This is a genomic window from Paenibacillus polymyxa (assembly GCF_018614975.1).
GTDB lineage: Bacteria > Bacillota > Bacilli > Paenibacillales > Paenibacillaceae > Paenibacillus > Paenibacillus polymyxa_E.
Map to the genome: position 1 here is coordinate 1 of NZ_JAGGNR010000040.1, position 24415 is coordinate 24415.

At 45.2% G+C, this 24415-nt stretch carries 18 protein-coding genes; 1 reads left to right on the forward strand and 17 read right to left on the reverse strand.

What is annotated here, in order from left to right; translation table 11 throughout:
- Window positions 1–216: 216 nt before the first annotated feature.
- The 10 genes from J7E78_RS24510 to J7E78_RS24555 form a co-directional block, all read right to left on the reverse strand.
- Window positions 217–1119: a carbohydrate ABC transporter permease gene (locus tag J7E78_RS24510; protein WP_017688457.1), complete on the reverse strand. Its 903-nt coding sequence runs from the start codon at window positions 1117–1119 to the stop codon at window positions 217–219.
- 12 nt (window positions 1120–1131) lie between these two features.
- Window positions 1132–2097, reverse strand: coding sequence for an ABC transporter permease (locus tag J7E78_RS24515; protein WP_215078824.1), 966 nt, complete (start codon window positions 2095–2097; stop codon window positions 1132–1134).
- A 112-nt stretch (window positions 2098–2209) separates the two neighbouring features.
- Complete coding sequence (locus J7E78_RS24520) at window positions 2210–3865, reverse strand: ABC transporter substrate-binding protein (protein ID WP_215078826.1); 1656 nt, start codon at window positions 3863–3865, stop codon at window positions 2210–2212.
- 139 nt (window positions 3866–4004) lie between these two features.
- Window positions 4005–5546, reverse strand: coding sequence for a response regulator (locus tag J7E78_RS24525; protein ID WP_215078828.1), 1542 nt, complete (start codon window positions 5544–5546; stop codon window positions 4005–4007).
- Between the two features lie 13 nt (window positions 5547–5559).
- Window positions 5560–7341 (reverse strand): sensor histidine kinase, encoded by a 1782-nt coding sequence (locus J7E78_RS24530; RefSeq protein WP_215078830.1) that lies wholly within the window; start codon window positions 7339–7341, stop codon window positions 5560–5562.
- A gap of 4 nt (window positions 7342–7345) precedes the next feature.
- Entirely contained in the window at window positions 7346–8461 is a 1116-nt protein-coding gene (locus tag J7E78_RS24535; RefSeq protein WP_215078832.1) for a response regulator transcription factor, read from the reverse strand.
- Between the two features lie 304 nt (window positions 8462–8765).
- Window positions 8766–9605 carry a formylglycine-generating enzyme family protein gene (locus J7E78_RS24540; RefSeq protein ID WP_215078834.1) on the reverse strand — a complete coding sequence of 280 codons (840 nt, stop codon included), beginning with the start codon at window positions 9603–9605 and terminating at the stop codon, window positions 8766–8768.
- Window positions 9606–9738: 133 nt separating this feature from the next.
- Window positions 9739–10374, reverse strand: a complete 636-nt coding sequence (locus J7E78_RS24545; protein ID WP_215078836.1) for a glycoside hydrolase family 11 protein — start codon at window positions 10372–10374, stop codon at window positions 9739–9741.
- A gap of 71 nt (window positions 10375–10445) precedes the next feature.
- Window positions 10446–11219, reverse strand: a complete 774-nt coding sequence (locus J7E78_RS24550; RefSeq protein WP_215078838.1) for an alpha/beta hydrolase — start codon at window positions 11217–11219, stop codon at window positions 10446–10448.
- Window positions 11220–11260: 41 nt separating this feature from the next.
- A complete protein-coding gene (locus J7E78_RS24555) occupies window positions 11261–12538 on the reverse strand; it encodes an SGNH/GDSL hydrolase family protein (protein ID WP_215078840.1) in 1278 nt (425 codons plus the stop codon).
- Between the two features lie 289 nt (window positions 12539–12827).
- Between J7E78_RS24555 and J7E78_RS24560 the strand changes: the two genes are divergently transcribed.
- On the forward strand, window positions 12828–13970 hold the full coding sequence (locus J7E78_RS24560; RefSeq protein ID WP_215078842.1) for a glycosyl hydrolase family 8: 1143 nt from the start codon (window positions 12828–12830) through the stop codon (window positions 13968–13970).
- Window positions 13971–14175: 205 nt separating this feature from the next.
- On the opposite strand, the gene J7E78_RS24565 is transcribed toward J7E78_RS24560, so the two are convergent.
- The 7 genes from J7E78_RS24565 to J7E78_RS24595 form a co-directional block, all read right to left on the reverse strand.
- The gene (locus J7E78_RS24565) at window positions 14176–15834 is read right to left on the reverse strand and encodes an ABC transporter substrate-binding protein (protein WP_397330615.1); all 1659 of its coding nucleotides are present in this window, start codon (window positions 15832–15834) and stop codon (window positions 14176–14178) included.
- Window positions 15835–15855: 21 nt separating this feature from the next.
- Window positions 15856–16785: a carbohydrate ABC transporter permease gene (locus J7E78_RS24570; RefSeq protein WP_215078846.1), complete on the reverse strand. Its 930-nt coding sequence runs from the start codon at window positions 16783–16785 to the stop codon at window positions 15856–15858.
- Window positions 16786–16812: 27 nt separating this feature from the next.
- Window positions 16813–17787 (reverse strand): ABC transporter permease, encoded by a 975-nt coding sequence (locus tag J7E78_RS24575; RefSeq protein ID WP_251035245.1) that lies wholly within the window; start codon window positions 17785–17787, stop codon window positions 16813–16815.
- Between the two features lie 155 nt (window positions 17788–17942).
- Window positions 17943–20294, reverse strand: coding sequence for a helix-turn-helix domain-containing protein (locus J7E78_RS24580; protein WP_215078848.1), 2352 nt, complete (start codon window positions 20292–20294; stop codon window positions 17943–17945).
- A 294-nt stretch (window positions 20295–20588) separates the two neighbouring features.
- Window positions 20589–22295 (reverse strand): RICIN domain-containing protein, encoded by a 1707-nt coding sequence (locus J7E78_RS24585; protein WP_215078850.1) that lies wholly within the window; start codon window positions 22293–22295, stop codon window positions 20589–20591.
- 275 nt (window positions 22296–22570) lie between these two features.
- On the reverse strand, window positions 22571–23518 hold the full coding sequence (locus tag J7E78_RS24590; protein ID WP_215078852.1) for a carbohydrate ABC transporter permease: 948 nt from the start codon (window positions 23516–23518) through the stop codon (window positions 22571–22573).
- 17 nt (window positions 23519–23535) lie between these two features.
- A complete protein-coding gene (locus tag J7E78_RS24595) occupies window positions 23536–24381 on the reverse strand; it encodes a carbohydrate ABC transporter permease (protein ID WP_215078854.1) in 846 nt (281 codons plus the stop codon).
- Between the last annotated feature and the right edge of the window lie 34 nt (window positions 24382–24415).

Here is a 24415-nt window from a genome sequence, read left to right on the forward strand (position 1 = left end):
TGTGGATTTGCTCGCACTTCGTGTTGAAGTTACTTTGTCACGGGGCTTCAACCTTAGGATTTCTCCACCAGCTGCCCGTCAGCTACGAGGCGACTTGGCTCTTACCTCGACCGGACTTTCACCGGCTAGTTGTGTCTAGCTTGGCTAGGCGCGCAAACATGAAAAAACGGTCACCTAGTGACCGTTCATGATCGGTTATCTGGAACTGCATTTAGTTTACTCTTTTACCCCTCCAAGCTGCAAGCCATGAACGAAATACTTCTGCAAAAATGGATATACAACTAAGATGGGTAATGCGGCAACAATCGTAATCGCTGCCCGAATAGATACAGGTGTGACCATGTTGCGCGCAGCGCCAAGATCTGCACCATTGGCAACGGCTGCACTGCTGTTGGAATTCATGGAAGATGATAATAGCTTCATCAACTCATATTGCAGCGTGCTGAGGTTTTGTTTGGAAGATGCATACAGAAACGTATCAAACCAAGAGTTCCATTGACCGACTGCAATGAACAGTGCAACAGTAGCAAGAACCGGTTGGCACAGCGGTAGAATAATGGAAATGAATGTTCTGAAATCTCCAGCACCATCAATTTTGGCGGATTCGATCAATCCCTCGGGTAGTGTCTGGATATAGGTTCGAATAACAATCATATTAAAGGCACTGATCAGCCCAGGAATAATGTACACCAGGAAATTGTTTAACAAATGCAAATCTTTCATTAGGAAATAAGTTGGAATAAGACCTGCACTAAAATACATCGTAAGAACAACTGTAATGGTAATGGGCTTTCGTAATATATAATCTTTTCGGCTTAATGTGTAAGCCAGCATGGAGGTTAAGAATAGACTTAAGACTGTCCCCAAAACCGTTCTCGCCACAGATATACCAAAGGCGCTGAAGATGGTCCCTCCTGCAAATACTGCTCTGTAGTTTTGATCTGTCCATACCCGAGGCCACAGATATATCCCACCCCGGATGGTGTCATTACCGGCATTGAATGATACGGCGAGTGTATTCACAAACGGATACAGGGTAACAATCGCGATTGCGATCATCAGTATACCATTTAACGTATGGAAGACAATCGGTTCAAGCCGAGATTTATTGATTCCCATCTCTAGTCCCCCTTATATTAATCGGTCTTCCCCGAGTCGTTTGGAAATTGAATTCGCCGCAAAGATCAGCGTGATACTAACTACTGTTTTGAAGATACCTGCCGCAGTAGCCAAAGAATAATTCCCGATCTGTAGTCCGTATTTCAGGACAAATATATCTATCGTCTGTGACCAGTCGACAACCACACCATTACCTAACAGATACTGAACCTCGAATCCAGCTTCCAAAATCCAGCCCATATTCATGATCAGCAAAATGATAACAATGGATTTGATTCCGGGTAAGGTCACATACAGCATTTTCTTATATCGGTTCGCACCATCAATCTCTGCCGCTTCATAGAGGGAAGGATCGATAGACGTGATGGCCGCCAAATAAATAATGGCATTCCAGCCAACTTCTTTCCATACATGCGATGCGCCTACAATGCCCCAGAAGTATTCCGGAACGCTAAGCCACATGATAGGTTCTTGAATGATATGCAGCTTCATGAGTACCACATTCACAATCCCACCATCTACAGATAGTGAACTTGCTACGATACCTGTCACAATAATCCATGAGAGAAAGTGAGGTAAATACGATATTGTTTGAATGGTTCGTTTATATAACTTATGTTTGATCTCATTAAGTAAAATGGCAAATATAATTGCTGTCGCAAATCCGAGCACCATATTGATGACGCTCATCGCAATGGTATTACGAAGCACGTTAAGAAATGCATCGTCTGTTAGCAAAAACTTAAAGTGTTTGAGCCCGACCCATTCCTGCTGGGTGAAACTCTTCGCAGGACTGTAATTCTGAAAGGCCATAACCCAGCCCCAAATGGGATAATACGAGAATACGAGAATGTACGCAACGATGGGCAATGACATGAACATGAGTTGTCTTTGTCCGCGCAATCGTTTTAACAGTGGTGCTTTGGTAACGACTGTACGGGTAGTTTGCTCTGGTATGGCTCCAGGCGTGTTCGCCATCTTTCACTCCTCCTATTGGCTTGCAGCGACTTTAAGCATGATCTCCCCGGAAGGCACTAGCCTGAGTAATCCTTTGGTTGATACCTTCCGAGAGAATCATTGCCGCATTTTTTTATTTAACAGACCAGTTCTCGATTCTCCATTTCAGTTGTTCATTAATCCGGTCTTCATAGGATTTAACATCGATCTTCTTGTAAGCGTCTACATATTCAGTCCAAATGTTATCGAACTCATCCGGTTTTGACATGATCGCTTTAGGCAAGAATTTTAATGAAGTGTCTGTCATTTGTTTGTTCGCTACCGCAGCATCAGAGCCTTCTTTCAGATCGACCTGCCATGCTGGATAGTACACTGGATTCTCTGGTGCAGGAGAGAAGAAGTCACTCCACGTTTTGAAGCCATATGCATCCAGAAGTTCTTTATCTTCCGGTTTGAGGTTGTCATAGAATTCCTCAGGTTGGTTGATCGCTCCAATTGCATTGCCATCTTCAAATGTTCCTTCGAGCTTTGGTGCCGCAGCATAGAAACCTTCTGCTTTGTTAACCAATCTCCATGCCGGATCATCCTGCTCTTTACGTTGCTCTGGTGTACGATAGAATCTTCCCTCTTCATTCACCTGATAGTCTACACCCTCTTCACCCCATGACAAGAGCTTCTGGTACTTCTCGTCCATAAGCTTATCGAGGAATTTGATGAGTGCGACTGGGTCTTCGGCATCTTTACTGATACCAAAACCATTGTTCAAGTTAATGACCGGACGATCCAGATAATGATCTGTGATACTTGTATCATAGACTAGCGGGAAGCCTACGTAAGTCTGGCCAATTTTCCCTTGTGCTACGAGTGGGTCTTCGCCGGCTTGGAAATTCCAGTGCTGGTCGAACATACTAAGCACACGTCCCGAAGAAATTTTGGCCAGATATTGATCATAATTCTGAACAAAGGCTTCTTTATCCAGCAATCCCTCATTATACAGATTGTTTAGTTCTTTATAATACCGTTTGGAGATATCTTTGTCGGCAAAAACGGTTGCGACTCCACTATCATCTACGACTACGCCGCCGTCATTGGGGTGACCCATAAGATGTTCAGGTGGGTTAAGCAAAGGGAACGTCCGCCAGTCTGAAGCCAATGTAGTGAAACCAATCGTCGGTTGACCATCAATCGTTGGATTCTTGGCTGCATAATCACGGATCAACTTTGTGAAATCATCCAACGTTTTAGGAGTCGGGTACCCGGCATCCTTCAGTATGGACTTTTGAATCCAGAATGCAGGACCAGAATAATAGTTACTAATGAACTCCCCTGTATACACTCCATAGTTAGGCAACCAGTAAATATGTCCATCACTGGAGTCTTTCATCCGGTTCCAGTCTTTACCGAAATGTTTCTTCAGATTAGGTGCATGCTCTTCAATGAGATCTTCGAGCGGAATAACCGCACCGGCTGATACCAATTTGGTATCTGCTGTGATCAAGTCAGGGAAATCGCCACCGGCAATCATAACGCCGAGCTTCTGTTGAAGATCACCCACGAGAAACTCCATCTCAAGATTGACGCCGAGTTCATCCTGGATCTTCTTGTAGATTCGGTTATCTTTAGCTGGCGCCTGATTTGGCGTTCCGATAAAGGCCGTGATGTTCAGTACCTCTTTCCCATCCTTTGTAGTCGCTTTCTCATTGTCACCGCTGCATCCTGCAAGTGCCAAACTCAAAGCCAGAACGAGTGATACGGAACCCCAAAGCTTCTTTTTCTTAAGTCCCCCCATGTACTTGCCCTCCTTGGAAGTGGTATGTCTTACTGTTTTTAGTATGAAGAAATGTATGCGGTTACAAAATATATATATTTAAGGTCCACCCCCCTGTAATTGCAGGTCTTATTCAGGAGGGGTTCTTCTTTTTCATGGATCAATTCGCATACTTTTTCCTGTATTCTACAGGTTTCATGGCTGTTCGTTTTTCGAAGTGTCTGAGAAAATGCTGGTAACTGCGGTACCCTACCTGCTCTGCAATCGCACTTGATGTTTGATTCGTCTGCTGGAGCAGACGCTTCGCTTCTTCCATTCTTAGATCATGTACTACCTCAATTACACCCTTACCATACTTTCGCAAAAAGGATTGCCCTAAATGGACAGGATTCACGTAGAATCGTTCTGCGAGCTCCTGGATCGTAAATGTCTCCCTGTAATGCATCTGCACATATTCAGCAACCGTCGCCTGGATGCCACCCATTTGCCTCTCCCGGAAAACAGCCAGTTCTGACTTGCATTGCAAACAGAAATGTTCCAGATTGCTAGCAACCTCTTCTATGTTTCGATGGCCCTTCTCCAGAATTCCGCTCGCCAATTCGTTCATTAGAGCATTAGGTTCTCCTCCTAATTCTCTACACAGGGACAGTCCGCGGAATATAATATGGGTAGAGAAAATATGTACAATCTCTGGCGCAGCCTTCATCTGTATAAACAGTTCAAAAGCACTCCGAATCGCAGACGAGAGTTCCTCTACAGAACCGTTTTCAAGCAAATCGCTAATATGGTCCACCTCTGACAGCGTTTCCGGATCAAACTGCCAATTCTCCAACTGAATATCTTCGGCAAACAACAGACGCTCTTGATTAAAAAACAAATAACGCCCAACTTCCTGAGCGGAGCGGAAGGATTCAGATAAATGCTCCAGTTTGTTGACCGTTAATCCAACCGCGATATGAATATCTTCACAGCTGTTATGTTGCATGTTGTTCATCAAACGCTGGGTAAAAGCTTTAATTGCTTCAAATGTCTCATTTCTATCATTCGTTTCCTCCCCCCATACAAGTCCCAATGAGTCTCTTGTTCTGTCAATTACATAACAGCAAGTTGTTTCTTCAGCCGTTTGTTCGGCTACTGAACAGGCTTCCTGAATATCTCCCTGAAAGGCTATTCGCAAGTATGCCCAATGGGACTTGTTTAAACGAGGAAGGATCTCTGACATCTCCTGCTCCGATATGTTCTGTTTATCCTTAATCAGTGCAGACAAAACCGCTTTGATCCTTTGCTCATTTGCCTGTTCCCGATTGCGCTCCTGGTTTTCACGCTCCTGCAATTGCATACGTAGACGGATCAACATATCCTCTGCTTCTGTACTATCAACTGGTTTGGTTAAATAATTGGAGACACCTAATCGAATAGCTTGTCTGGCATAATTAAAGTCACTGTATCCACTCGTGATGACAAACAGCACAGACTCATGTTCCAATCGTCGTGCTTCTTCTACAAGTTTCAGCCCATTCATCAAAGGCATACGAATGTCTGTCACCACGAGATCAGGTCGATCTTGTTCCATCATCTGAATGGCTTCCTCACCGTTGGCGCACACGCCTCTGATTTCAAAACCATACTTTTCCCAATTGATCAGAAGCTGTAACCCTTCAATAGCATACGGTTCATCATCGACTAACAGTACTTTATACATGAGAGTTTACCTCCTAGTTCCTCTGTTCCAGCTTGGAGATCGGTATACGGTACCCTGCAATGGTTTCCTTTCCAGGTACACTGTTTAGATCAAATATCGCATTTCCTTCATAAAAGAGTTCCAACCTGCGGTAGACATTGCGGAGTCCTACATGCTCGCCGTTCCTGGGTCTTTCAGAACGAATATCTCGCAGGAGCTCGGTTAGTCTCCCTGCATCCATACCGATTCCATTATCGATCACCTGAATAACCAGTTCAGTAGCGTTTCTTCTCGCCGTTATCTTGATCTCTCTTCCATTTTTTCGCGCCTGCAAGCCGTGTTTGCAGGCATTTTCGACGAGCGGTTGAATACTCATGCGGGGAATGAGCAACGAAGCTGCATCAGGATCAACCTCGAAGGTGTAATCAAACAGCTCTCCAAAGCGAAACTTCTCAATCTGGAGATAAAGATTCGTAAATTGCAGCTCTTCTTGCAAAGGAATCAGATTGTCAGAATGACTGAGCAACTGTCTCATCAGCTTGGACAGACTTTTAATAATCTCAATTACTTCCGTATATCCATTCTTCGTACTAACGACCAGCAAGGCATTTAATGTGTTAAATAAGAAATGTGGATTCATCTGACTCTGGAGCATAGACAATTCAGTCCTCACTTGATCCAACTCCAAATCTTTTTGACGGATTTCCAGTTTATATACGTCATTAATCAGCGTATGAATTTTACCAATCATGATGTTAAATGTACGAATAAGCCCGCCGATTTCGTCGCGGCCTTCGTGAATTTCAATCAGATCAAATCGTTCGTTACGAACCTTCTCCATATGTCTGGATAGCTTGCGAATCCGATAGTGGTAGGAACGCAAAATAATGTAGATCAATACAGAGGGGACCACGATACTTAGTGCGAGCAAACCCAGAATTGATTTAAAAGCTTCTTGCAGCAGGTGGTCAAGGTGACGCGTATCGGCAACTCCAATCAATTTCCATCCCTTTAGGTAGGCTAGATTCCCTAACGACTTTTCGAGCGTGTAAGCAGAATTTCCAGATTCCTGGAGCATTGATTCATTATCAAGGGAGGATAAGTCGGTTTCGCTGAATCCCCCACTTGAAACGACAGTTCGATTGTTGCTGTCCACCAGACGCAGCTGAAGACTGTCTGATTCACGATTTAAAATGCTATACACCCGGCCAAGTTCCAGATCAATCTTGGAATACTTGTTGTAATTGGCATAGGAGGTATAAGTATCCATTACACCAATCACACTGATTCTTCTTCCCGCGTTAAATCCGGATGGCTCAATATAATCAACGACAAGAATGCCTCCACTGGTGGATTTCAGTTGTTTCAATCCAGGGAGTACATTCTTGTCTTTCATCACGATATAATGACTGCCCGTTTGAATGGTATCGTTATCCGTATAGATACGCACCTCCAGAATATTCGCTGACATATACCGTGTTAATTTATCTCGCAGGAATGCATGATACACGTTGTAATAATCAACGGGCGAGTGATAGGTCCGATCCAGTGCCTCATAGAGCGAATCGTCTGCTGCAATAATTCGGCTCAGAGCAACGCTCTCATCAATCATGCCAAGCAGTTCCCCCGCAGCCCTGTCGATGGATTTACGCAGATTTTCCTGTTCTCTAATCTTGATATCCGCGGAGGTTCGTTGATAAAAGAAGATATTAATCGTTATTACAGGAAGGAGAATACTAAGGACATAAATAAGCAGAAATTTGGATCGGAGAGGAATATCATTAACCTTACGGAACATCCAGAATTTATGACGCATATGATCACCCTTGATTTTTGTTTTTATAGACGGACGGAAGCTCCCCTGTATGCGCTCTGAACTTTTGGGTGAAATATTCAGCATCATGATATCCTAACCTGAATGCAATGTCAGTGATCTTCATATTGGTACGTCGCAGGAGTTTACGGGCCTCCTCAACACGAAGCTTGTGCACATAGTCACTGAAACTGACCCCCATCTCCCGCTTGAACTGTTGACCCAAGTAGGCAGAATTCACGTGAATACGATTAGCTACATCTTGTAATTTAATTTTACTTCGATAGTGTTGCTTCAATTCATTCACTGCTTCTGCAACAAGCCCTCCCGTACCCGTCTTTTGCTTCAATTCAGACTGGGAAAGTTGCTCGGACAGTCGAATACACAGGTCTTGCAATGTGCCTGAAGACCAACTCGCAGCCTCGTGCCATTCTTTTGCACATAGTATTTCTCTGCAATCCTCTCTTTTTCCATATCTCCTTAGCAACTCCCCATGGATATATCGGATGACATGATGTACCCATTCCAACGAAACCTCTGCTTTCTCACTCTTCTCTAACAGTGCACTCACTGCAATATTGATGGAATACGTGTTTTCTGCTTCAATCAACGCCAAGATCTCTTTAGAGATGTTCATCATTTGCTCTAAATCATATTCTTGGCTTATTCGATATTCATTAAGATGATTTTCATAGGCTTCATCTGTAACCATGACTCCATTTTGCTGTTTTTGCTCATTTCTGCGTTTGTCCAGAGGTTCAATCATTTCCATAAGGATTTGATGAATCTCCTCGGGAACAAGAGGTTTAAGCACGTACTGATCGACCTGATACCGTATGGCTTGCTTTGCGTAATTAAAATCGGAGTATCCTGTAACGATAACAATTTTAGAGGTATAGGCGAGATCTTCTCGCAAGGTGTGAATCAAACCTAGACCATCCATAACAGGCATTTGAATATCAGTGACGACAAGATCCGGTTCAACCGAGTTGAATAAAGCCAGTGCTTCCTCCCCATCCGTTGCCGTTCCGCAGAGTTCATATCCACAAGCTCGCCAGTTAATCATCGTTCTCCATCCTTCTAGCATAAACGGCTCATCATCCGCGACAATGACCTTGTACATTAGCTCACCTCTCTTTTGTCCGTGATCAGCTGCATGTATTTTATCTATATCTATGGGTAGATTCCAGTTGCTGTGAAAACGCTAAACAGCAGAACAACAGCAGGATTGTTGTCTGCTCGCACAACTTGGGGAACAAAATTTCCACCAGACCGTACTATAAGAGCACTCCGATTGCAGCGAAGCGTCGGATAACAATTCAAGTGTAACGCTTACATTTTGGTACAACAACCTGATAAACTATAGGTTTTCACCCGACAAAGTATAGATTTAACTCAGAAGTAATCTACTGTCAGGAAAAAAAATTTCATTCTCCACGTACAATACGGAATCCTTGATCGGGACCAAAACCATTAGCATCAAATTTGCCACGGAATGATATTTCATTGTTATTAACACCGCCAATCCAGCCTCCGCCTTTCACAACTCGCCAAGTTTGATTTGGACTCTCCGAATCACTGTACCAGTCCCAGCACCATTCTCTCACATTCCCAGACATATCATAGATTCCTAACTCATTCGCCTTCTGAGTTCCGACTTTTTTGGTTTGATTACGGTTGCTCTCAATAGCTGGCCAGCTCCAGTCACCCGTCAGAATGTTGTCGCCGGCATTTACCCAGTACCAAGCAACTTCATCAGGATTATTACTTCCACTGTATGTGTAATTCAAGCTCTTTTGACCTCCGCTTGCAGCGTATTCCCATTCTGCCTCTGTGGGTAATCGGTAACCGTTGGCGTCCTCGTTGATCGTTACATTCCATTTTATATTGTCGTTTTCATTGTGATTATTCGTGTCCTGATTTTCCTTGTCTATATTGTAATAAGGTTTCAGGTTTTCTTTTATACTTTTTTGATTACAGTATTCCACTGCGTCATACCAGCTGACCATTTCAACAGGCAGGTCATCTCCCTTGAAGCCAGAAGGGTTTTCCCCCATAACTTCCATCCATTCTTTTTGGGTCACTTCGTATTTACCAATATAGAAGGAATCCAACGTTTCATTTTTATCAATCTGACTCGGCTTACTGCTCTTGAAGGCTCCCCCTTCGACGAATACCAAGTCATCGTTTAATTTGGTATTACTTGCTGAACAAGCACTTAGACTAACAACTATAGCGATTAAGGTTAACCATACCAGCTTCCTCATTCAATTATTCTCCTTTACTAAGCTTAAATCCGGCAACGTCGAGGTCCGTTAGTCTGGAGAATAACGTTACCCAACGCTACCGGAAAATTGAATTCAAATGCAGGTGCAGAAGTTGAACTGCATCACATCATTTTTACCAAACCGTCACGTTTGCACTTCCGCTGCTTTGATAACCTTCCGTTGCCATCACCTGATAGGACCAGCTGTTGCCTAAGTACATCCCTTTGCTCGCCCATGCATTCACATGATTACTAAACGTGATGGTAGAATTGACTCCAGTCGGTCTCTTGGACTGTCTAACACTCCAATACTGAGGGAAAGTCTGAGTACCATCAATGGAAGGTGCATTGTATCTCATCGTTGTATAGATGTCATATGTGCCGCCATCACTAGTCATCGAGCCCTTATACGTTCCGGTAGGACGATACGTTCCCCAGCTATCCACCACGTAATATTCAATTAGAGCGTTTCTAGTCCAACCATAGAAGGTGAGATAGCCGTTACCTGAAGGAGAGAATACGCCGGCATTATAATTGACCACTCGATTAGGCGTACCGTATGTCCACCCTTTCCCGACAACAAAGTTCCCGGTATTTTGCCAATTCACGCTGTAATTCCCGCCCGATCCATTCACGGCGTTGACCGTTCCTCCGCCATCTGTCCAATTTTGCCAATAATCTGTTGCTGCGCTCGATGTTGCTGCGAAGACACCAAAACTCATGGAAGCTGCAAGAACAACGGTTAACAATTTTTTGCCAAATTTGAACATAGATGATACCTCCTGATATTTTAATAGATTTGGTTGATGCTACAATCCGATATGAATGTTCCTCAGCAAATTCACTTGAAAAGACGTTGCGAAAACAGATACAGATCGTTCTTCCATACGGGCCAATCATGTCCTCCACTTTCCTTATGCCAGATGTGAGGCACTCCGTGTTGCGCCAAATATTGGTGAACCCCAAGACTAATCTCTATAAGATTGTCCTGTTCACCGCAAGAGATCCATAACAGCGAGAGTAATGAAGGCGCTTTCGAAAGATCAGGGACAAGTAGCTCCGGGCTTCTGGTGTTTGGGGCTGCGGAGAAAGCACCGATCCATGCAAAATGGTCTAGATTACTTAATCCGATATTTAAGGATTGACCTCCGCCCATGGATAAACCAGCAATCGCCCTTTTATCCCGGCTTTTATGCAAAGGGTAGTTCGACTCCATGTAAGGTATCAAATCGTTGAGCAGATCGGATTCAAACCGTTTAAATGCTTTGATTTTCTCAGGTTCAAACAGGTCTCCTTCGGCTCGGTCATTCGACATCGCGCGACCGTTGGGGAAAACAATAACCATCGGCTCAAGCAAGTTATCGTTGTACAGATTATCGAGAATAATTTGCGGAGAACCATGAGTATGCCATTCGGTTTCGTCTCCACCAATACCATGCAACAGAAAAAGTACAGGATACATCGTTGTCGAAGAAAATTCTGGCGGGGTGTACACCATCGCTTTACGGGAAATGCCAACCGTGGTGGAAGGATACTCTACCGTCTCCATGACTCCACGTGGTATATTCTCCCGATACTGGTCATATCCCGTTACTGCTGATGAGATCAATTCCATTCTCTTTTCCTCCGAACATATGAGTGACTATCAGTCTTCAGTTAATCCACATAGCCAAAACCCAGAATGGTGAAGCATTTATGTTCATGACCTTCCGCCATTTCGATCTCGATGGAGTGCTCCCCCACATGCTCTTCGTTAAGCAGAAGTGTGGCATGGCAATGGGTCCAGTTCACTTGACGCGGATCGACTTTTTGGACGAATACCCCATCTACCTTGATATGTGCGGTTCCGAATTCGTCGTTACCAGAGTCCTTGAAGATCAGAATGAGGCGTTTGCACTGCAAACTTATCCGAAAACTGCTCTGATCCTCTTTTCCCTCTCCTGTACGCATCCAGTTGTTGGGAAACTGAGGTGTACCATAGTCATGAGCATCCATCTCAGCCATCTGCAGATCCGTGTCCGTTTTACAAAAGGAGCCTGCATCAATTCGGGCAATGTGATTGCCGTTTTTCCGATCCAGCAGCTTCACATGAACAAATTCATTTCCAATTAGCGGAGCTTTTTCAATATCATGATCTTTCTCATCCCACTCAGAACGATTTGTCACGTCGAACAAATATTCCAAACAATCGGCCATAATTCGATGCCCTGTGTTAGTCGGATGATATATATCATGGAAAAATTGCTTTTTGGAAATAACGTTACCCTCACCTTTTGTTTTGTTAAACTGATCTACGACAGCATCTTTCACACTTACCATTGGCAGATCATAATGCCAGCCTACCGGAGCGAGACGATCCTGTAGATTCCAGTCATTTTCGAATACACTGAACAACAAGATCACCGCTGGCTTGTTATCGGCCGCAAGTGCTTTAAGCACCAGACTCTCGTAACATTTACCCTGGGTTTCATCATCTGCGTCATTGACTGCGAATTCGATTATGACAATATCCGGCTGAACGGCACCTCCCCTCAGCACATCCCGATCATAACGTACAATCCCCAGTTCTGAAGGAGTTCCACCCACACCTGCTTTAATCAGATGAATCGGACTATCTTTTGAAAGCGCAAACATAAACTTGAACGACTCATACGACCGATAAGCGTAACTTTGAAGATGAATAGGTACTGAACCAGCACCTTGGGTAATGGAGCCTCCAATATAAGCAATAACAACAGGTTCGCCGTTTTTTGCCTTCTCAATGGCTCGTTTTAATCTGACATTACTCCCTTTGTTCAGAAGAGATCGGCCAATCATATCGCGATATCCATGTGATTCAAAGTTAATAGCGGCTGCTGACGCTGTCACTCCGACTGGATCGCGCGGTGCAGTGAATTCTGTGTTTTCACCTGCATCTTCTGAATCCTGGAGCATAAATCACCATCACATCCTTTCGGCTAGATTCTGATCATCCTCAAACAGCATTTAAAGGATCACAGCTTGACTATGATTGGATCAAGTGTGATCCTTCCCCCAAAGTGTATCCCTTACATAATTTTACAACAACCTGACAAAGTATAGGATTTCCACCACTATATCATTTTAATTCGACTACAATCACATGCAAATTAGAACACCTATAATTTTTCATGTAAACGCTTTAATTTGTATACTATTTCCATGTTATAATTTTGAAAAACCGCATTGATAAAGGAGGATTATCATGAATATCACGGGTCAAGGCGCGTGGGATACGGGTACATATACAAATCTGTTTCTGAAGCTAGGCTACGATGAGAATGAGATTACGAACAGATTGGAAGAAACATGGAACGAGCTGTTTTATGGCGATGAACATACTCGAATATATTACCCCATGGGTGAGGACAAGGGTTATTTACTGGACACTGGTAATCTCGATGTTCGCTCCGAGGGCATGTCCTATGGCATGATGATGGCTGTTCAGATGGACAAAAAGGAAGAATTTGATCGACTCTGGAATTTCTCCCACACGTTTATGCAACATAAAGCGGGACGTTATAAAGATTATTTTGCCTGGCATTGCAAGCCTGACGGAACCCGACTCTCGCAAGGTCCTGCTCCTGATGGTGAGGAGTTTTTTGCCATGGCGCTATTTTTTGCCTCCAACCGCTGGGGCGATGGCGCTGAACCTTATGATTACAAGGCACAAGCCCGCAAGATCCTTTGTGCATGTATACATCAGGGCGAAGACGGCGAAGGCGATCCCATGTGGGACCCGGAAACAAAACTGATCAAATTCATACCAGAAACACCGTTTAGCGACCCGTCCTACCATCTGCCTCATTTTTATGAACTATTCGCGAAATATGCGGATGAAGAAGATCAGAGCTTCTGGAAAGAAGCGGCGGCCGCTAGTCGGACTTACCTGCATACAGCCTGCCATCCCGTAACCGGACTATCACCTGAATATGCGAACTATGACGGCTCTCCAGCTCCAATACAGCCACATGGGGATTTCAGACATTTTTACAGTGATGCATATCGTACTGCTGCAAATATTGCGCTGGACTGGGAATGGTTCCGCAAGGATCACTGGCAGATCGAGCAATCCAACCGGATTCAATCCTTCTTCAGTGATATTGAAATGTCCGATTATCGTCGTTATACAATAGAAGGTGAACCTTTCGACGAACCTTCACTGCATCCTGTAGGTTTGCTGGCTACCAATGCCATGGCTTCACTGGCTGCGGACGGTCCACATGCTGACACATTCGTTCGCAAGTTCTGGAACACACCTCTGCGTCAGGGAGAGCGACGTTATTACGACAATTGCCTGTATTTTTTCAGCATGCTGGCTCTAAGCGGAAGATATCGCATGTACTGAACTAAGAGAATGTGCACGAGCCGTTGAATCTGTCCTGTGAACGTTTGGCTTGCAGGACAGGTTCAATCACAGAATTTTAAGAGGATGCAAATGATATTACGATTTAATCTATATCAACAAAAAACGTTCCCGGCTCGCATATGCTTACTGCGAACCGGGAACGTTTGTATGTGCCAATACAGGTAATAACCTCTATTCTCTTCAATTATTTGGAGACAGAAGAAGTATCATAGGAAGACTGCATAATCTCCAGATATCGATTAATGTTCAGTCCCTCCAGGCCTTTCACATATTCGTCCCAATCCTTATCCAGACTTTTGGCGCCAGTAATAAATTGCAGAGCGTTCTGATCGATGTAATCCTTGAGATTGGTCTGCATCATGCTGGCTTCATCAGCTTGGGACGGATCTACCCACAATGCCCAATGAGGGAAAATCTCTTTCGGTTCCTTGCCCTCCATTAACAATGTCGCCTCATAGAGACGTCGCTCACCACCATCATTGGCATAGATGTCTGTCCCCTGTACTTCGGAGTCCCGATATGCCTGAAAATGATTGTACTGACTCAATGCAGCCCAACTGTCATTACGAGGTTCTTCTCCAGAAGGAAGCGGAATGGCTTTATATAACGGCTCAATCTGATCATTGAGCGCCACTTCTCCTTCTTGTGGTTTGCGCCAGCTTACGCCCTCTTCTCCCAGATATGATGCCATGGTTCCTTCCTGGGTATAGAGATAATCCAGCAGCTCTATGGCCGCGATCTGCGTTTCCTCACTGGCTTTGTTTGTCAGTACAAAAGACGCTCCGGGATCAATCGGATAGTTGTACGTAGCATAAGCAGCATGGGGTCCCTTCAATGGAGGGATGGGATTGTAATCATTGCCGTAAGGAGAACCTTCGGCAGTCGTTACGAATAACGATGGATGCATGGCTGCTCCCGCACCCAGAAGCTGTGCATCAGCGTTATCTCCAATTTTTTTGAAGGCCCCGACGTTTTGGGTAAATGCCCCTGGATCAATCAACCCTTCATCGTACAGGGATTTAATATAGGCAAGCCCTTCTTTCCACTCCGGTTTGTTCACTACGGTCTCCACTTTCCCCTGATTGACAATGAGATAATTCCGATCGTCGTCATAGATAAAACCGTTCATCAAGTACGGAATAATGTGCACACCGAAATTTTCAGTCGAACCGCTTAGCGGTACTTCGTCGGCTTTGCCGTTCCCGTTTGGGTCTTTCGTTTTAAATGCCCGAAGCATTTCCTTAAATTCTTCTGTCGTCGTGGGTTCGCTCAGGCCCAGTTGTTCCATCCATTTGGTGTTGACCCACATCTTGTTCGGGTATGAACAGTGAAAGCATTCATTCAGACCCGTCAGACCATAGATATTTCCGTCGGGAGCAGTGTTCATGGCCCGATAATAGTCATTGCTTTCAAGCACTTTTTTAATATTGGGAGCATGCTCCTCAATCAGATCATTCAGCGGCAAAATAACCCCCTGCTGACCAAACTTCAACAAGTCTGTCTGAGAGAAACGATCTACCCAAGGGATGAGCAGATACAAGTCTGGATAATCACCGGAAGCCAGTGAAATCTGTCTTTTCTCCGCTGCACCGTCGAATGGAACCGTAGTCCAGTTGAACTGAATATCAAACTTCTCTTCCATTTTCTTCGTGAATTTATTAGTGGACAGGTTGGTATCCGAACCCTGGTGGGCAAACACATTAATGGCAATCTTGCCTGACGGATCGCTGCCTTCCCCGTTCCCCTTATCAGAACTTGAACATCCGGCAAGTACCAACGAGGTAAACAGCATACAGGCAAGAATGATGAATCCCGCTTTTTTCAATACAATCCTCTCCCTCATGAATAATAGAAAAAAATGAACTTATCCTTTGACTGAGCCAATCAGCATGCCTTGCACGAAATACCTTTGAACAAAAGGATAAATGATTAGCACCGGCAAGCTGGCCATCACAATTAACGAGTACTTCATGAGTTCAGCCATCTGCTGCTGTTTGATCATTTCCGATGCATCCATACTCCCCGTACTGCTGTTCAGAATAAGAATACTGCGCAGTATCAGCTGTAGCGGATAGAGCGACTGTGATTTCAAGTAGATGAGGGCGTCAAAGTATGCATTCCACTGACCGACAGCGTACATAAGTGACAACACGGCGATAATCGGTTTGGCGAGTGGCAGGATAATACTGAAGATAAACCGGATGTCACTGCAGCCATCGATGTCTGCTGCTTCGGACAATTCTTCCGGTATCGAATTCTGAAAAAAGGTACGGGCAATGATGACTTGCCATACCCAAACGGCATTGGGAATCAGCAACGCCCAGCGGGTATCAATCAGTCCCATGGTTTTGACCACCAGATAGGTAGGGATCAAACCGCCCGAGAACAGCATGGTGAAGGTAATAAACATCATTAACGAACTGCGACCAACAAACGTTTTTTGGGATAATGGATAAGCAATCATAATGGTCAGTGCCACGCTGATGAAGGTGCCGCAGGCTGTATAGAAAAGGGAATTGCCATAACCGGTAAGGACTTGATCATTCCGCAATACAGACTTGTAACCGTCAAACGTCAGGTCAATGGGCCACAACCAGACTTTTCCCGAGGAGACGGCAGCAGGGCTGCTGAGCGAAGAACTCACAATATATATCAAGGGATACAGCACGGCAATCAGCACAACTGTCAGCATGAAGTAAACAACCGTTATAAATACGCGGTCTCCCCAGGATTCACGAATCGTACTGCTGCTCTTGATCCGCGAACGTCCTGCATTTGTCTGTGTGTTAGGCATGGGTTGGTTCTCCTCCTTTCGCTCCCGTTACCATAAGCTTGTATTGGACAGTCGCTTGGCGACCGCGTTTACGATTAATAGCAGAATCAGGTTAATCACCGAGTTGAACAGGCCAACCGCAGTAGCGAAGCTGTAATTGGCATTCAGCAATCCTATTTTATAGACATACGTGGAGATGATCTCCGAAGCAGACAGGTTGAGCGGATTTTGCAGCAAATATATTTTTTCGAACCCAACAGCCATGATATTTCCTACACTCAGAATCAGAATGATGACGGCTGCCGGAAGTAGTCCAGGCAGATCAACATTGATGATTTTCTGTATTCGGTTGGCTCCGTCCACTTTAGCGGCTTCATACAGGGATGGATCAACACCTGCCAGAGCGGCCAGATATATCACAGCGGAGTACCCCATTCCCTGCCACACATCAGAGAATACGTAGATGGATCGAAACAGTCCGGGCTCACCGAGAAAATTCACCGCTTCGAAACCAAGGGCGCCTGCAATCGTGTTGACAATACCCAGCCTAGGAGACAGAAATAGCATAATGATGGAGACCATAACAACGGTAGAGATGAAATATGGAGCATACGTCACCATTTGCACCGTTTTTTTGAATCGTATGTTTTTGATTTCGTTCAGCGCGAGCGCCAGTAATATAGGAATCGGGAAACCAACGATCAGGCTGTAAAACGAAATGTAGAGTGTGTTCTTGATTAGCATGACAAACGCCGGATTTTTAAAAAGTAATTCGAAATACTTGGTTCCGGCCCACGGACTGCCCCAGATCCCCTTGATGACGTTGTAATCTTTAAATGCCAGAACCGCATTCACCATGGGTACATACTTGAAAATAATAAAGTAAGCAATCGGTGGCAGGATCAGCAGATACAGCTGCCAATGTCGCCTCCAGCTTCTGGATAATGCTTGCTTCAAGAGAGACGGTTTACTTGGTTTCACCACAGACTTTGATTCCCTGCTCATTGTTGTTCTCAGAATCATCCCCCCATTCATGTCTCCCAATCGTGCTGAACTTCAGCCCAATTTGGTAGCGCTTACTTTTTTGAGTAATCATAAGTTTGCGCTGGGGATGCGTAAAGGTACAGTTACGCTGAGAAGTACAAAAAGCGAATATAGTTCCCGAGAAACAGCCTACATTAACCGCTATGAACGTCCATTTTCCGAAACACACTCGGAGAAATCCCGCGTACCCGCTTGAAAGCTCGGCGGAATGAATGTGCACTGTTATACCCGGTGGCCTCCGCTATCTCGTCAATGGTCTGACCGGTGGACTGCAACAAGTTTGAGGCAGCATCAATGCGTACCCGTTCTACATAATCGGAAAGATTCTCTCCCGTATGTTCTTTGAACAGTTGGGATATAAACTTCTCGGACTTGCTCATGTGCTCCGCAATCCGATAGATCGTCAAGTTTGCATCCCCATAATGTTGTTGGATAAAACATATCATTTCGTTTACAGTATCTGCATGTGCTCCTGCTCTTCTTCTCTGGAAATCACCGCAGATGTCTTCTGTTAACTGTTTGAATTTTTCACGCAGCGAAGTGATCGTTTCTGTCATCTGAATGGATGTCACCCGAGTTTTATATTCCTCCAGCAGGGAAGCATCCAGCTTGAATTTTGGTTCGTCCAGCTTCAGAAAAGTCCCCTTCAGCTCCATAATGAACTGCTGCGTCATCTCGTAGGAAAGTTCCCGCTCCTCTAAATTGCGAATAAACAATTGCTCCAGAATACGTATCGCCTCTTCAGGCTCACCGACTTTGATTGTGTTCAGCAGGCGCTGTTCAGACTCAATCGGATAATAGAACATTTCATTTTCCTTCATCGTATCTTCAAATCTCACCAGATGATCTGTTCCCATATGAATGGCATAATCCAGAGCTTGTTTGGCTTCGTCAAAGGAACGCCCTGCATCATTCCAGACCTCGTAAGCTGTACCTGTGCCAATTGTTGTGGATATCCGATGCTCCCGGTAGATCACTTCCATCAAGGTGTTCAGCTCTTTTTCACATCTCCCTATAGCTTCATTTAGTGGGCTTCCATCCAATGGACAGGCAAAAGCGATCTGGTCGGTTCCCCAATCCGTGATCAGCAGCTGCGCATTCCATTCTGTAAGTACTTGTTTGACGAGCAGCCTTGCGACACCCAGTTCATGGATAGTTTCTTCACTGTCCGGATTGGCATATCCGTTTACCTTCACTAAGCCTGCCAAGCCCTTGCTGCTATGAAGAGAAATGTGCGCTTGGGATGAGATAACCTCCAACTCAAGTGAGGTATAGACTTCTCCGGTTAACAAACGTTTGATAAAACCGTCTCTCAATAACGGAATCTGCTCATTCATGGCGTTTTTAAGTGAGTCATTATTAGCTATCAGATTGTTAATATGGCTTGCCAAAAAATCATATTCATTGCCCCGTCTGCCTGGAGAATCGGTGATTTGTTCCCGAAAAGAGGCCAACAACCTGTATATGGGTGCACTATTCCGATAAGCCAGAACCAGCCCGAATAGCAGTCCCAAGGCAATGGTTGCCAAAGTAAAGGCCAGCGTGACTTGTTTGATTTGGTCCGCTTTTGTCATGAGTGCTTTCTCCGGAATCCCTGCCATGTAATTCCATCCATTTTGACTGGACTGCATCGATATCAGCAGCCGACCATCACTTCCAGGCTGCACGTTCTGCACGTTCAGCTCCGTTTCCGCAGCGTTACCTTCTCTCCGGTGAATCTGTGCCATTTGCTCGGCCTCGGTTTGTTCCATGCCAAGGGAGAAAATAATCTGCCCTTCCGCATCGGTGACGAGAGTCCAGCCGCCATATTGATCCACAATATTTTGAGTAAGGCTGGCCATCTGACCCTGATCAATCATGACACCAATTGTTGCTTGCGGTTTGTTGAAGCTGTTCAAAGGCAGAGATTGCAGAAACGTAATGGCGGGAACGTCTGCAAGCACAGTGCCGAGTATTTCACGTTTATAGTTTCGAAGCGGTATGATTTCGTTAAAGTGTGGTTGTTTAAGAATTTGGTCATGCCATTGTTCAAACGACATACCGTCCAGCTGATTGGCAGCATAATAATGCTCTGGACGATAATACACGGTTCTTGGTGTGATGATGGCATTGTAGTTCGGAATGTGAATGAAGAAATGGGACAAGTAATCATTGGTACTGCTGTACATGGAGAGACTCCGCTGCATGCGGTTCATACCGTAGACATTGTAGAGATCATACGGCTTCGGGCCAGTAATTAAATTTTGCAAATCGGGATTGACAGCAAGCTGCCTGGTAAAGGCTTCAACTTGAAGAAGGTTACGCTCAATGATCTCTTTCCCGAGACTCAGCGACTTCAAGCTGTTCTCAATGGAGCTGGAACGAGCCGCTTCAATGGAAGCTCGGTAAGAGGCATATCCCGCAATTTGAGGAATCATCAGAATGACAAGATACGAAATGAGGAATCGGCGGAACACGGGTGAAAATTTGGACCATAGGAGCTGCATATGTACCCTCCCTTTTTTATCAAGCGCTTACATTTCTCTGTGATAAGGTAGCTGTTCAATGATACACCGGGCATTTCTTCCTGGTGAAGGTACAACTTCTTCCTTATGGTACATTTACGTACTGCAGCCTACAATGCATACTCGAAAATAATTGTCTCTCTGCTGTTTGGCGCACAAATATAGTTGTATCTTACCTTGGCATGGCCTCCATGCCAAAGTATCAAAAAATAAACGCAAAAAACCTCCCCGAGACATGGAATGACTTGGGGAGGTTCTTGTTTAACGTTTTGCTTATTAATTGCTAACGGCAACAAATTTCCATTGTTGGTTTGTAGCACCTGTGTAGGTGTTCTGCTGCAGCTTGGCTCCATCCGAAGTGGAAGCGTTTGCCACTTCAATCGCTTTATTGCTGTTCACGTTGATGATACTCCAGTACCCGTTACCAAGATCGTTGACCTTAAAATGCTGAGCAGTTGTGTTCAGATTGCTCATGAGTTGAACCGCTTCCCCATTGGTGAGGGTACCATTGCGAATGTCGATGACTTTGTCCGGCGAGTTCACACTTGTCAGTGTATAGTTGCCGCTACCGATCGAAGTCAGAACCCACTTCTGAGGGTTACCGCCCAGATCACTCCACTGCTGGAGCTGAAGATTATTTTCATTTTGACCACCAGGGACATCAATAACTTTGTTGGAATGCCGGGCTACGATTTTATAAGTTGCACCGGATACAAGACCCGTTGTTGGTCCGCCGCCTTGTCCACTGCCCGGGTAAGTCTGAGCACGTTCATGGTACCAGTTAAACAGGAATCGTCCCATGGCACTCCGTGAAGCATCTCCATCCCATTTCAGGCCAGCTGTTGGGTCGGCAAAAGAGCTTCGTGGTCCTTCACTTAGAATGAATCCGTTCATATGAGCTGCAATGCTGACATTGCCTGCTGCGTTGAAAATCGTTTTGGTATTGGTGCCAAACCCTTCATTGCTGCCATTAAACAAGTTCCAATAGGCTGAATCTCCAGGTTTGTTTTTGAACCAGGTTACCTCGGTAATGTTAATCGGATATTTGTCAGCGGCTGCCTTCACGTTGGTATTCCACTGGTCTTGCAGGATAGAGAAGTTGTCATATGCGCCATAACCAGGGTACCAGTGAACCGCATATCCATAGTTATTGAGCGGATCAGTCAATGGATGGCTTGCCGTCAAGCTGTAAAATTGGTTGTATCCCAGACCTGCCGCCCAGATAACGTTGTCTGCACCTTTGCTGCGAATTGTTGAAATCATGGAATTTTGGAAATTACGCAGGTCATTCCAGTGATCCACAAAGTCATTTTCCCCGTTGTATCCACCCCAATGTCCATTGGCATAGGATTTCACCGGTTCGTTGATCAGTTCGAAGTGAACGTTGTCTGCACTTTTGATCTCCGGGCGTGAAGCGAGATAACCCCAGATTTCGTTGAATTTTTGCAGGTTGGCAGGTGTTGTTGCCTGATCATCCTTCAATGTGAAGTCCAGTCCCAGGACAACGTAGACACCTTTTGTTTTGGCATATTGAATGTACGGAATAATTACATTTTGCGTAACGGTCTGCACACCGGCAAAGTTATATGTACCAGCAGCCACATCTCCCATGTCCTGACGATCGATGAACAGACGTACCTGATTCATATTCCAGCCATGATTGCTTCCGTACTTCGCGCTGGTGTCAGCAAAAGTATCGGTAATGTCTTTCAGATAAGCCAGTGTAGCTGCATGACGGTTATTGCCGTGCAGATTGAGATAATAATTGCTGTCCTGATATGTCCAGTAGGCACCTGAGGGTTGATGCCAACCGTTCAGTAGCACAGGCTGGTTGTTGCTGTTCACTAGGTTTTTGCCGTTTACGTGCAGCTTGCCCATCGGCATGCCCACCCATGCTTCGGCGCGACTGCCTCCCCATGGAGCAATTGTGATCAATAAAGCCAGAATGAGTACAAGTTTACAAGATGTCATGAACTTCTTCACTATAATTCCTCCTGATCTGATATATTGTCTTGCAATATTGCGAGGTAAGCTCCGTCAGAGTATCTCTGATCAAACAGATCGCTCAGGTCGGAGCCCGCTCCCGCAGCCCGTTCCACACCAGCAGGGGAATACTGCGCAGGTAAGGATCACGGTTCTGCTGTGAGCAGACGTTCATGAGATCGTTACAAGCCCCCTTTTGACAGGTGGAATGTTGCATGAAATTCCTCCTTCCTCTTCCAGTCTGATCCCACTCCAAACGTACAGGAAAACTTAACTTAACCGACGATTCCCGTACGCTCTACACTCTCTACGAAATATCGTTGCACAAACAGATAGATGACGATCAAAGGCAGTATGGCAAGAAGAATTCCTGTATCCTGGATCATGCTCAGATAGAACGGATCGGCCTGGGAAGCTGCACCGTCAGTAACCTGCTGGGCCAGATTATACGGAAGGGACGATAACTGGGTCGACATGACTTTACTTGAAGTCAGATAAGTCGTCGTATAGAAGCTGTCGTTCCACTGCCATACGAAGGAAAACAGCATGACTGTTACCATGGACGGAATGGCATTGGGCAGCATGATTCTTGAAAATGTTCGTCCGATGCCCGCGCCGTCCACATAGGCCGCCTCCTCCACTTCCTTCGGAATACCTCTGAAGAATTGCCGGAAGATAAAGATGTACAAGCCGGCTTTAAGTGAATTGGCCGTAATGGCCGTCAAAATAAACGGCCAATAGGTATTAAGCAAATTAACAGGTTTGCCGGCTATAAGCGTCATAAGTCCCATCAGGTCAAAGCTTTTCAAATTCAGGTATACCGGAATGAGAATGGTCGTTGGCGGTACAAGAATCGTCAGAATTACACCGGCAAACAGCCAGTTGCTTCCCCTGAATTTCAGTCTGGCAAATCCGTATCCTGCGAGTGCACAGGATGCTGTAGTCAGCAGTGTAGTCGTTGCAGACAGGGCAAACGTATTAAACAGCGTTGCCCAGTAATCCATTACGCGTATCGCCTGCTTGAAATTGTCGATGGAGAAGTTCTGTGGAATCCATACCACCACTGCCGAATACAGATCGCCTTTATCCTTGACGGATGTGGAAACCTTCTGAAATATGGGAAACAGGATAACGAAGGAAAGTCCGGTAATCAGAACGAATCGGATCATGGCCCACAGCCAGCCTTTCCAATGCTCCAGCGATAATAATCGTGATGTTGTCACGTGGGACACCCTCCTTTCTAATCTTGATAGAAGACTCGCTTCGAGAAAATGATGTTTACGATAACCAGAATAATGGCAATGGCCAGAAAGTAGACCCATGCCATGGCAGAACTTAATCCAAAGTCAAATTTGACAAAGCCGGTATCCCGGATCAGCTCTGTCATGGCGTTATTGGCAAACGAATCAATGATTGTATAGATCGCATTGACAAAAATAAGCGGGCTGACCATTGGGAACGTAATTTTCCAGAAGGCTTCATACCCCGTCGCGCCTTCCATCTTCGAAGCCTCATACAGTTGAGGGGAAATCGTCTGGATCCCTGCCAAAAAGATCAAAATCTGTACACCGGATTGACTCACGATCTGATAGATCCGATCTACGGCGCTGCTCAGATACGTGACGATCCAATCGCTCACTCCGGCGTTAACCATCAGATTTTCGAGTTCAAATGTCCCGAGTGAGCTTCCACCTGTGCTGCTCTGATTAACCGCTTCAATCAGGCTGGTGCTCTCCAGTGTCATAATCACTCCCGATGCCAGAATAACGGGCAGGAAAAAGATCGACCGCGCTACAGCCCGGCCCCTGAACTTCTGATTCAGGATGACGGCAAGGAACAGACTGAATATAACGATAAGCGGTACGTTGATGAGTACATCTGTGATCGCCTCAATTAACGCACGGTTAAAGCTTGTATTGACGGTGAGCGCCTGAATGTAATTGGCGACACCGGTGAACTGAATCGCTATGCCTTCCGCGTTAGCCTGAATTGTACTCATGCTGTATCGCAGAGAGGCTAACAGCGGAATGAAGAAAAACAACACAAAACCAATGAGCCAGGGAAGCACGTAGATTACACCCCACATGGCTTTCTGCTGAGCATACGTACGACTTCCCCAT